Origin of the sequence: Thalassospira sp. MIT1004 (assembly GCF_001858545.1) — a bacterium.
Lineage (GTDB): Bacteria > Pseudomonadota > Alphaproteobacteria > Rhodospirillales > Thalassospiraceae > Thalassospira > Thalassospira xiamenensis.
The window spans coordinates 1-10,300 of sequence record NZ_MCAO01000020.1 but is presented as its reverse complement, the minus strand read 5'-3'; the positions used below and the strand labels follow the sequence as shown (position 1 = coordinate 10,300).

At 58.2% G+C, this 10,300-nt stretch carries 12 protein-coding genes; 2 read left to right on the top strand and 10 right to left on the bottom strand.

Going from position 1 to position 10,300, the window contains the following annotated elements:
• Window positions 1-323 precede the first annotated feature (323 nt).
• Window positions 324-1,274, top strand: a complete 951-nt coding sequence (locus tag BC440_RS08550) for an NAD-dependent epimerase/dehydratase family protein (protein ID WP_071239858.1) — start codon at window positions 324-326, stop codon at window positions 1,272-1,274.
• A 14-nt stretch (window positions 1,275-1,288) separates the two neighbouring features.
• On the opposite strand, the gene BC440_RS08545 is transcribed toward BC440_RS08550, so the two are convergent.
• The 4 genes from BC440_RS08545 to BC440_RS08530 form a co-directional block, all read right to left on the bottom strand.
• On the bottom strand, window positions 1,289-1,456 hold the full coding sequence (locus tag BC440_RS08545; protein WP_071239857.1) for a DUF3309 family protein: 168 nt from the start codon (window positions 1,454-1,456) through the stop codon (window positions 1,289-1,291).
• Between the two features lie 63 nt (window positions 1,457-1,519).
• Window positions 1,520-1,876, bottom strand: a complete 357-nt coding sequence (locus BC440_RS08540) for a hypothetical protein (RefSeq protein WP_037987943.1) — start codon at window positions 1,874-1,876, stop codon at window positions 1,520-1,522.
• Between the two features lie 68 nt (window positions 1,877-1,944).
• Window positions 1,945-2,391 carry a hypothetical protein gene (locus BC440_RS08535; RefSeq protein ID WP_071239856.1) on the bottom strand — a complete coding sequence of 149 codons (447 nt, stop codon included), beginning with the start codon at window positions 2,389-2,391 and terminating at the stop codon, window positions 1,945-1,947.
• A gap of 150 nt (window positions 2,392-2,541) precedes the next feature.
• The gene (locus tag BC440_RS08530) at window positions 2,542-2,868 is read right to left on the bottom strand and encodes a multidrug efflux SMR transporter (protein ID WP_037987828.1); all 327 of its coding nucleotides are present in this window, start codon (window positions 2,866-2,868) and stop codon (window positions 2,542-2,544) included.
• A gap of 232 nt (window positions 2,869-3,100) precedes the next feature.
• Between BC440_RS08530 and BC440_RS08525 the strand changes: the two genes are divergently transcribed.
• Window positions 3,101-4,291 carry an FAD-dependent oxidoreductase gene (locus tag BC440_RS08525; protein WP_071239855.1) on the top strand — a complete coding sequence of 397 codons (1,191 nt, stop codon included), beginning with the start codon at window positions 3,101-3,103 and terminating at the stop codon, window positions 4,289-4,291.
• 104 nt (window positions 4,292-4,395) lie between these two features.
• Here BC440_RS08525 and BC440_RS08520 read toward each other — a convergent pair whose 3' ends face one another.
• From BC440_RS08520 to BC440_RS08495, 6 genes are read right to left on the bottom strand one after another with little or no spacing between them, the layout of a single operon-like run.
• Complete coding sequence (locus BC440_RS08520) at window positions 4,396-5,226, bottom strand: phosphodiesterase (protein WP_071239854.1); 831 nt, start codon at window positions 5,224-5,226, stop codon at window positions 4,396-4,398.
• Between the two features lie 24 nt (window positions 5,227-5,250).
• On the bottom strand, window positions 5,251-6,327 hold the full coding sequence (locus BC440_RS08515; protein WP_071239853.1) for an ABC transporter ATP-binding protein: 1,077 nt from the start codon (window positions 6,325-6,327) through the stop codon (window positions 5,251-5,253).
• Window positions 6,324-7,142: an ABC transporter permease subunit gene (locus BC440_RS08510; RefSeq protein ID WP_037987834.1), complete on the bottom strand. Its 819-nt coding sequence runs from the start codon at window positions 7,140-7,142 to the stop codon at window positions 6,324-6,326. The genes BC440_RS08515 and BC440_RS08510 overlap by 4 nt, the downstream gene beginning before the upstream one ends.
• Window positions 7,143-7,144: 2 nt before the next feature.
• Window positions 7,145-8,065 carry an ABC transporter permease gene (locus tag BC440_RS08505; protein ID WP_210766353.1) on the bottom strand — a complete coding sequence of 307 codons (921 nt, stop codon included), beginning with the start codon at window positions 8,063-8,065 and terminating at the stop codon, window positions 7,145-7,147.
• A complete protein-coding gene (locus tag BC440_RS08500) occupies window positions 8,066-9,070 on the bottom strand; it encodes an ABC transporter substrate-binding protein (protein ID WP_110252305.1) in 1,005 nt (334 codons plus the stop codon).
• A gap of 11 nt (window positions 9,071-9,081) precedes the next feature.
• Entirely contained in the window at window positions 9,082-10,122 is a 1,041-nt protein-coding gene (locus tag BC440_RS08495; RefSeq protein ID WP_071239852.1) for a LacI family DNA-binding transcriptional regulator, read from the bottom strand.
• Between the last annotated feature and the right edge of the window lie 178 nt (window positions 10,123-10,300).

Sequence of the window (10,300 nt, the reverse complement as noted above, 5' to 3'; positions counted from 1 at the left end):
CACGGTCATCGATATGCAAGGTTCCGGGGACTGATCAATGTCAAATGCCAATGTCTGCTGGCCGCCGCCGCCCAAAATATCAAGAAAATAGCCCTGGCTTTGGGCCCCAAGGGGCAAATCGCCGAGGGATAATCCCCTCGGCACACTCAAGCCGGCTTTCAAAAACCTCTAAAAGCAAAACCCCGCCAAAATATGACGGGGTTTGTCAGCGGTCTGAAGCCGGGCTCATGCCCGGCTTTTTTGTTTTCCGCAAAATTCCCGCTTGACCTTACCCTTACTTGAGGTTCTATGAACGAACGCATCACGAATTCAGGAGAATTGCGATGCGTGTTTTTATTCTGGGTGGAAGCGGCCTGATCGGGACGGCAATCGTGCGCAATCTGGTTTCGGCCGGGCATCATGTTTTTGCCCTGGCACGAAGCGAAAACAGTGCCGCCAATCTTGCCGTCATGGGCGCATGGCCGATCCGGGGCGATATCCACAATCCCGGCCCATGGTGCGATAAACTGCCGGTCGTCGATGCCGTCATTCATGCCGCATGTGATTTTTCGGCTGATATGGGCGCGGTTGATGCCGGGATGCTGATCGAATTGCTGCACGTTCTGCATCGCCAGTCCGGGCCAAAGGCCCCCGCCCTGCCGCGCTTCATCTATACCGGCGGAAGCTGGCTTTACCCGTCAAGCAAATCGGGCGATCACGTCCATGATGAAACCACGCCCTTTGCCCCGCAGCCGGGCTTTGAATGGATGATCGCAGGCCTGACCAAAATCCTGTCCGATCCGGCCCTGCATGGCATGGTGATCCACCCCGCCACGGTCTATCGCACCGATCCGCCGTCTCGCACGCGCCCGACCTTGCCGGGCGGGGCGCTTCACGACATGGCACGCAGGGCGCGCGATGAAAACCGCATCCGGATTGTCGGGGATGGTTCGGTCATCTGGCCGCTGATCCATGCTGATGATCTGGCCGAACTTTACCGGCTGGTGCTTGAAAACGGCGAACGCGGCCAAAGCTATATCGGGGTTGGCATCGAGGGCATCGCGACCGGCGATCTTGCCCGCCAGATCGCGCAAACCTTTGGCCGGGCCGATTGCGAGATCGAGCATATCAGCCCCGATGACATCGCCCGCGAATACGGGCAATGGGCACGGGGCTTGGCCCACAGCCACCGCATAACCAGTCAAAAGGCAATCCGCGAACTCGGCTGGCAACCGCGCCATACCGATATCGCGCGTGACCTGCAAAGCTGCTGCGGGGTTTCCGCAGCAGCCTAGGGATCAGCCCCCCATCAAATCCGGCCAAGCAATACCAGCGCGACCACGATAATCAGCACGACGCCCAGCAAACCGATGCTGGTGTGACCAAAACCATAGCCATACCCGCCAAAGCGGCCGCTAAACCCGCCCAGCAGGAAAATCACGAGTAATACGACAAGAATGGTACCGACTAACGACATTTGGTCGTCTCCTGCTATGTTGAAAATAATCTGAAAGGCAAATCAGCCCCATCGCGACCGCCTTTAATCATGCGGGCCGGACGGCGTTTGCTGATGCGACAACCGCAGCCACACACCGTCATCGTTCAGATAGGTCGAGGTACAAAGTGCTTCGTAAATCGGGTCTTCGGCCCGTTCCGCCGATACGCAATAGGCCAGAACCGCAACATCGCCCTTGCGCGTGATAGCAAGATCGCTGAATGCCACCGTCCGCCATCTTTGGGCGACCGCGTTGTTGCGCCAGATCGCCTCATCCACCAGAATACCCGCCGGATAGGGCAAAACCGCAATCGCCCCCTTGGCCGTCAGGTGATGAACACCATCCGCCCCTTCGGTCCAGAACTTCTTTTCAAGCACCCATAGATCGTCTTTGTCTGTCATCAATTGGCCTTTGCGCACAATTTGGGAATAAATCCGGGATACAAAGATCGGTCTGGCGGCTGGGGTTTCTATTTGCCGAACCAGAAAACGGCGACCTGAATCACCAGAAACGCAATCGCGACCATCAGATAAAGCCGGTTGCCAAGGATATCGGGCAGTATTGTGCCTGTGCCTCTGCTTGCGTTTGCCTGACGCGTACGATCCGCCAGCTCCCCGCCGGGCAGGGATGCGATCATTCGGCTTACCGCGTCGGCACGTTCGGCAATCACCGATGGCACATCGGTAAAGCGCGCAACAAGCCCGTCAAGCCGTTCCCACGCGGATTTTTTCGGCAGCGCCGCAAGGTCGGATGCCTCCTGCCACGGATCAACACCAAGCCGTGCCAGCATCGACAGAACCGTAACACTGGTCCCTTTGCTGTCATCACCAACCGGCATTTGCAGGAACTGGTCGTATTTTGTGTCAAGACCGATAGACGAGGAATAATGCGCCACAACAAGCCCCTTGACCAGCACGGTTCGGCTCGGCCAGACAGACCGATCCCGAAGTGTTCCCCCGAAATACTCTGGGGCTGGAAAAGAAACACCTGTCGGATATTGTAGTCGCCAATTGTATTTTCAGGACTGATGCAGGTTAGGGTTGTTGTTGAAAATCGTGCTGAAATCCTAATGCTTGCCGCTGATCGCGTTAAGCCCGACGACCCCGCCGATGATCATCAACAGGAAAACCGCCTTTAATACGCTCATCGGTTCCTTGAAAAACATCATCCCGATCACCGCCACCGCCGCCGTGCCAAGCCCCGACCACACCGCATAGGCCGTGCTGACCGGGATCGTGCGCAACGTCAATGACAGCACCCAGAAACTGACGCCATAAAGCGACAGGCTCAAAACCGCAAACCGCCAATCGGTAAAACCGTTGGAAAATTTAAGCGACACCGTCCCGACCACTTCAAGGCAGATCGCGCCCAACAGATAAACCCATGCCAGCATTACCACCCCCTTCACGGTCAAAGATTTGTGCGCCCAAAATGGCCAAAACCAACGCGCGGGGCAAGCCATCCGTCGCGATAATTTTCGACCTGCCCCGATCTGCATCAAACCACCTGCCAAAGCCATTGCGTATAACTGCACGCCAAGGCACATTGCGGGCACATTGCGGCCCGGCCACCAACATGCGACACTGCGCCCGGATTTGAAGCCCGAATAAAACAGGGATAAAAACATGATCGAAACCGATATTCTGATTGCAGGCGGCGGCATCGCCGGCATGAGTGCGGCGGCCCGCTTTGCCGCCGACGGCCACAGGATCATGATTGTCGATCCTGCCCCCGCCGACATTGGCGAGGGGACGGACCTTCGCACCACCGCCTTCCTGCAACCCGGTATCGAAACCCTTAAAAAGGCTGGTGTCTGGGACGCGATCAAACCGACGGGTGCCGAACTTCGCGTCATGCGCATCGTCGATGCCGGGGGCAATGAAATGACCCCGCGCGAAACCGCCGATTTTGACGGGGCCGAAACCAATCAGGGCTTCTTTGGCTGGAATGTCTCGAACAAGGCCGCGCGTGTTTCGCTGACGGCGAAACTTGAAACGCTGCCCAATGTCGATTTCCGCTTTTCCACCACCGTTACCGGCTTTACCGGCACCGCGCGTTATGGCGAGGCCACATTATCCGGCGATGAAACCGTCCGCGCCAAGCTGGTCGTCGCCGCCGATGGCCGCAACTCATCGCTTCGCGAGTTTGCCGGAATCAAGCATCGCCGCTGGGCCTATGATCAAAGTGCGCTGGTCTTTGTCGTCACCCACGACAAACCGCATGACAATATCTCGACCGAAATCCACCGCACCGGCGGGCCGCTGACCCTGGTTCCCATGCCCGATCTCAATGGCAAACCGTGCTCGTCCGTCGTCTGGATGACGCCCGCCGACCGCGCCCAGCAGCTTTACAACATGGATGACGCCACCCTTTCGGCTGAAATCACCCGTGACACCATGTCGATGTTTGGCCCGCTTACGGTCGCAAGCCCGCGCGCGGTCTGGCCGATGATATCACAGGTCCCGTCACGCCTGATTTCGGCAAGGCTTGCGCTGGTCGCCGAAGCCGCCCACGTCGTCCCGCCGATTGGCGCACAGGGGCTTAACATGAGCCTCCATGACATCGAAACCCTGGCCGACCTGATGGCAAAGGCCAAGCTCAAGGGCGACGATATCGGCGCGACCACGTTGCTCAAATCCTACGAACGCAAGCAGCTTCCCAAAACGCTGGCGCGCGTTGGCGGCATTGATCTGCTTAACCGCGCATCCATGTTCGAACCCAGAACGCTGCGCGATCTCCGCTATGCCGGGCTGACCGCCATCAACCGCATCGGCCCGCTTCGCAAACTCGCGATCAAGGTCGGGGTGGGGAAATAATCCCCCACTCCCCCGCCGTCATTCCCGCGAAGGCGGGAATCCAGTCCTCCGCGCCCCATCCGCCATAGAGGCAGAAAGAAGCGCAAAAACTGCCGCCAAACAGGTCAGACAATCAGCTTCCCGTCCGGCCCGAAAAACGGATGCGGTCCGTCATACCGGTCAAGATAGGCCAGATGCGTCATCAGGCTGTGCTGCCCGGCGTCCCAGACATGCAAATGCATCGCAGGCGGTTCCATGACAAAGGCCGATGGTCCATCGGCGCGTAAATCAAATGCCACCTGATGGGCCACCGATGGTCCGATCATCAACGGCACCCCGGCCCATATCGTATGGATCGGGCGGTGCACATGCCCACAGAAAATCGCCTTGATCCGGTCGCGATGCACCGAAACGATTGCCGCCAGCTCATCCGCCCCCGCGCCCAGATTTTGCGCATCCATATGGGCAATCCCGGTTCGGATCGGCGGATGATGCATGAAAATCGCGCAATCGCGCCCCGTTCCGTCCAGAAGCACATCGCGCAGCCAGTCAAGCTGTGCCTTCCCCAGAACACCACCCGGCCTGCCCTCGTCAAGCGTATCAAGCGCGATCAGGCGCAACGGAAAATCATCGACAACATAATTGACGAATGCCGTCGTCCCTTTGACCGGTGTTGCATCGGGGAAAGCCGCGCGAAGCGGCCCACGCCGGTCATGGTTCCCCGGCACCATGAAATACGGGATCGTCAGTTTGGTCAGGATTTCCGCCACCAGCGCATACTCGTCCCGGCTTCCAAGATCCCCGATATCGCCGGTAAACAGCACCACATCCGGGCGCGGCACCATTGCCGTCACATGGGCAACCGCCTTTTCAAGCGCACCTGCGGTATCCACCTTGCGATAGGCAAGCCTGCGGCCCGCCCCGATATGCAGGTCGGTCAATTGTGCAATCAGCATTTTCTTTGATTTCTTTCTTTTGTTTTATGACTGGGCCGCAACAGCGGGAAAAACCGTCAGCCGGTCGGCATTGACCCGGCAATGCACATCGGCCCCGGCTTCAATCACGTCATCGGCATGGGTATCCATCGTGATCGCCTGCGGGCCGATCCCCGACACGGTCAGGCGCAACCGTTCGCCCAGATAGGATACCGCCTCAACCCGGCCGGTAAAATGCGCCTCGTCCAGATCACAGGGCGAAAGCCCGTCCGCCCGGAAATAAAGCTCCACCGGGCCCTGATCGATAATCGCCCCGTGGCGCGGATCAAACGCATCGACCGCATCAAAAACATGGGCACCAATATGCAACCGCCCGTCGCGCATCTGCCCTGTCATCCGGTTGGCCGCGCCGACGAAATCGGCAACAAACGGGTTTTGCGGCTTGCGGTAAATCTCGCGCGGGGTGCCGATCTGGGCGATCTCGCCCTTTTGCATCACCACAATCCGATCCCCCAGCGCCATGGCTTCTTCCTGATCATGGGTGACGTAAACTGCGGTAATGCCAAGCTTGCGCAGAAGCGCATTGATCTCGGTGCGCAACCTTACGCGCAGTTTCGCATCCAGTGCGGTCAGGGGCTCGTCAAGCAACAGGACACGTGGCTGCACCGCAATCGCGCGCGCCAATGCCACCCGCTGGCGCTGCCCGCCCGAAAGCTGATCAATCGCACGATCCGCCAGCATATCGATATGCATCATTTCCAGCATCGCATCGACACGTGCATCGCGTTCTTTGCCCGGCACCCCATGCACCTTAAGCCCATAGGCAACGTTTTCCGCCACCGTCATATTGGGAAACAGCGCATAGGACTGAAACACCATGCCGACCCGGCGTTTTTCAATCGACTGGCGGGTGACATCATCCCCGTCAAAGCTGATCACGCCACCTGCATCGGGAAATTCAAGCCCGGCAATCATGCGCAAAATCGTCGTCTTGCCGCATCCCGACGGACCAAGCAGAACAATCGTTTCCCCGCCCTCAATCGTCAGGTCAAAGGGGGCCAGGGCGCGCGTGCCATCGGCAAAGGTTTTCGCACAATTGCGAAGTCTGATCTGCGTACTCATAATGTATCCTCCGCCGTATCAATGCGCTTGGATGCGCGACTGCCCCGGTTGGCAAGTGCCTGCATCGCAATCAGCAACGGCATGATCAAAACAAAGAAAATCAGGGTATAGGCACTGCCGATCTCAAGGCGCATGGATGCATAGGCATCGGCAAGGCCGACCGGCAATGTCTTGGTAAGCGGCGTATGCAGCATCCAGGTCAGGTTGAATTCCCCGATGGATAACGTCACCACCATAAGCGCCCCTGCCAGAATACCCGGCTTGGCATTGGGCACGATGACGCCAAAGAACCGCCGCCAGAACCCGGCACCAAGGCTTGCCGCCCCTTCTTCAAGCATCTTCATATCCATCGCCGCCATCACGGCCGCGACAGAGCGCACCATGAAAGGCAGGGTAAACAGCACATGCCCGGTCAGGATGAAAAGCCAGCTTGATCTGTATCCACTGACCCCGCCATAGGTGATCAGCAACGCCAGTGCCAATGCCAGCCCCGGTATGGCCACCGGCAGTGTCAGCAATTCCTCAAACAGCCGCATCATCCGGCTGGGCCGTCGCACCAGCACATAAGCCAGCGGCACACCGGCCACCAACGTCACCACAAGGCACGCCATCGCAATGCCAAGCGACAGCAGGATGCTTTGCGCATAAAGGTCCCAGACCTCGAAGATCCAGCGTAACGTCAATCCCGACGATAGCCCCTTGAACACATTGACCGTCACCCCGGCCAAGGCCGACATCACCACCGGCACCACGATAAACAGGCACAGCACAATCGTCAGGCCAAGCTGGCTGTAAAATTTCCAGTCACGCCGCATGGTCACGCTCCCCCACCGGTGCCCGATGTCGCACCATTGCCAACGAAAACGCGCACCGCAGCCAGAACCGCCCATGTCATCGCACCCAACGCGATGCTAAGGGCCGCGGCCACCGCGATATTGGCGTTTCGGGTAAATTCGGTATAGATCACCATCGGCAGAACATCGATATCGGTCGCCAGCGTAAAGGCCGTGCCAAACGCCCCCATCGCGGTCGCAAAGCAGATAGCACCCGACGACACAAGACCGGGCATAAGCCCCGGCAGGATCACATCCCGGACCACCCGCCATGTCGGAGCACCCAGCGACCGTGCTGCTTCTTCAAGCTGCGGATCAAGCTTCTCGGCCGATGCCATCACGGCCAAAATCACCCGCGGGATCGAAAAATAAAGATAACCAACAAACAACCCGGTGATTTCATAGGCAAAAACAATCTTCTCGCCCCAAAGCGCATCCGTGACCGACCCGATCACGCCCTGCCGTCCCGCCAGCATGATCACCATGAAGCCAACAACCGTCCCCGGAAACGAGAGCGGCAAGGTCAAAAGGGCAGTAATCACATTGCGCCCGGCAAACCGGTTACGCACCAGAAACAGCCCGCAAATCCCGCACAGCACAAGGGCCGTCACCGTAACGCCCGCCGACATCACAAGCGTCTGGATCAGGCTTGCCAGATACCGATCATTGGTCAGGATCACGAAATAGGTCGCAAGCCCGTCGGGCCCATCCGCCACCCGCATCGCCACCAGCGCCATCGGAAGGATAAAAAACGCCGCGACAATGATCAGGCCGGGCAACATCAACAATGCCAGAATGGCCGGGCTTCCCGCCCCCGGCGTTGCCCGCCCGAACAAAGAGGATGCGAAAGCCCATGGGAAAGAAGGGCGCGAACGCCCCTCTTTGATATGTTCAACCGACGACACTTACCGCACCTCGGACAGATAACGCTCGCCAAAACCGGCCTGAACTTCGGCCATTTTGGCGTAATCGACCGGCTGGGAACGCTCATATTCCGCGGCTGGCAGGAACTTTTCGGATGCTTCCGGCGACATCGCCGATGCAATCACCGGGCGCAGGAACGCATTGGCCCAATGGGCCTGCCCGGCATCCGACATCACATAATCCAGAACCTTTTTGCCATTGTCGGCATGCGGCCCGTTTTTCACGAGACTCATGACATAGGGAACGGCAACCGTACCCTCGGTCGGGATGACGAAGGCAACACTCGCCTCGTCCTTGTATTTCGCACGATACGCATTGAAATCATAATCGATCAGGATCGGAATCTCGCCCGACAGAACCCGCGCATAGGCGGTCTGCTTCGGCACGATCGGATCGTTTGCTTTCAGCTTCTTGAAAAACTCGATCCCCGGCGTGAAATCGTCAAGCGATCCACCCATCGCCCGGTTGATCGCCACCGCACCCGCATAACCGACAAACGCGCTTGACGGGTCAAGATAGCCCACCATGCCCTTGTATTCCGGCTTCAGAAGGTCCGACCAGCTTTGCGGAACCGGCGCACCGCCAAGGGCTTCGGTATTGACAAAAAGCCCGATGGTGCCGGAATGAATGGCAAACCACGCACCGTTTTCATCTTTCAGGCCCGCCGGGATCTTGTCGAAATTGGCCGGTTTGTAATCGGCAACAACGCCTTCCTCTTTGGCCTTGATGCCAAACGAAACCCCGTAATAGGCAACATCGGCAACCGGATTATCCTTTTCCGCCAGAAGCTGGGATAAAGTCTGACCGGAATTCTTGTTGTCCTGCGGCACATCGATCTTAAGGTCGCGCGCAATGTTTTTAAGCTGCCCGCCCCAATCGGCCCATTCCGGCGGACAGTTATAGCAAATCGCAACATCTTCGGCGAAGGCAGGCTGCGCAGCCACAACAGCAAACGCCGCACCCATGACAAGTTGTTTGAAACGCACTTTTGATCTTCCTATACTCGGGTTGATGAACGGCGTCGGGAATCCCCTCGGAATGCTCCAATGGAGTCCCCGTCGCTTAGATGATGAGGCAGCAACAAACTCTGCGGGTTTGTCTGCCCCTTGATCAGGCCGCGCAGGAATGCAAGCGCCTGCCGGCCCATCTCCTGGGTGGGTTGAACTGCCGAACACAGCTTTGGCGTGATCAGCCCACCCACCGAAATTCCGTCAATACCGCCAACCGAAACATCACCGGGGACGGATAACCCATGCGTGCGGCACGCGCTGATCGCGGCAATCGCCAGCATGTCGGTCGAACAGACAATCCCCGTGACCTGATCCGGCCCCAACAGCAAATCGCGTAATGGCTCCACCAGATCGGTCTCGCCAAACCGCACCTGCACCAGATGCTTTTTCTCAATCCCGGCTTCATCCAGCGCCCGGCAAAACCCGTCATAGCGCTGGCGCGACCGGTCCGAACTTTCAAACTGGCCGGCCACCATCACAAGCGACCGGTGCCCCTTGGCAATCATGACGTTGGTGATGTCAAAGGCGGACTTTGCGTTATCAACACTGATCGCGGCGATATCGGCGCGTTCGGGCTGGTTAAACAGCAACACGAACGGGATTTTCTCGGCCAGCAGCAAATCCACCACCGGATTGTTATCGGCATTGGCGAGCGTTAAGATCAACCCATCGACGCGATTGTTCAAAAGGGCTGAAACCGCCCCCATTTCGCGTTCGGGATCGTAATTTGACGATGTCAGAAGAACCGTAAGCCCCTCGATATTGGCTTCCTGCTCGATCCCCTGCACCGATGTCGCAAATACCGGGTTGGCAAGGGTCGGCACCAGAACGCCGACCGTGCGGGTCTGGCTCATCTTCAACCGGCGGCCATTGATGTTGGGCCGGTAATTCAGATACCGCATCGCCGTATTGACGATTTCGGCGGTCTCCGCCGGAACCTCGCCGGGGAAATTGATCACGCGCGATACCGTCGCAATCGACAGACCGGACTTGCGCGCCACATCGCGCATGGTGGGTTTTGACGACATACCAGAACTCCTGTAACGCCCCCTACCATAGGCAAGTTACAAGTCAGTCTGATAACGCATTTGTTGCCGTTTTATGAACATTTGAAACGTTTACATCGGCAGAAAACCGCGATTTCACAAAATCGCGACCTGCCCCGAAACCCGACATCCCAAGCCCCGGCATGGCCCCGCCCCCTTG

What these genes read in the sequence shown, in the direction of transcription:
- BC440_RS08550 (WP_071239858.1), top strand. Translation starts at nt 324, where the DNA reads ATGCGTGTTTTTATTCTGGGTGGAAGCGGCCTGATCGGGACGGCAATC.
- BC440_RS08545 (WP_071239857.1), bottom strand. Translation starts at nt 1,456, where the DNA reads ATGTCGTTAGTCGGTACCATTCTTGTCGTATTACTCGTGATTTTCCTG.
- BC440_RS08540 (WP_037987943.1), bottom strand. Translation starts at nt 1,876, where the DNA reads ATGACAGACAAAGACGATCTATGGGTGCTTGAAAAGAAGTTCTGGACC.
- BC440_RS08530 (WP_037987828.1), bottom strand. Translation starts at nt 2,868, where the DNA reads ATGCTGGCATGGGTTTATCTGTTGGGCGCGATCTGCCTTGAAGTGGTC.
- BC440_RS08525 (WP_071239855.1), top strand. Translation starts at nt 3,101, where the DNA reads ATGATCGAAACCGATATTCTGATTGCAGGCGGCGGCATCGCCGGCATG.
- BC440_RS08520 (WP_071239854.1), bottom strand. Translation starts at nt 5,226, where the DNA reads ATGCTGATTGCACAATTGACCGACCTGCATATCGGGGCGGGCCGCAGG.
- BC440_RS08515 (WP_071239853.1), bottom strand. Translation starts at nt 6,327, where the DNA reads ATGAGTACGCAGATCAGACTTCGCAATTGTGCGAAAACCTTTGCCGAT.
- BC440_RS08510 (WP_037987834.1), bottom strand. Translation starts at nt 7,142, where the DNA reads ATGCGGCGTGACTGGAAATTTTACAGCCAGCTTGGCCTGACGATTGTG.
- BC440_RS08495 (WP_071239852.1), bottom strand. Translation starts at nt 10,122, where the DNA reads ATGTCGTCAAAACCCACCATGCGCGATGTGGCGCGCAAGTCCGGTCTG.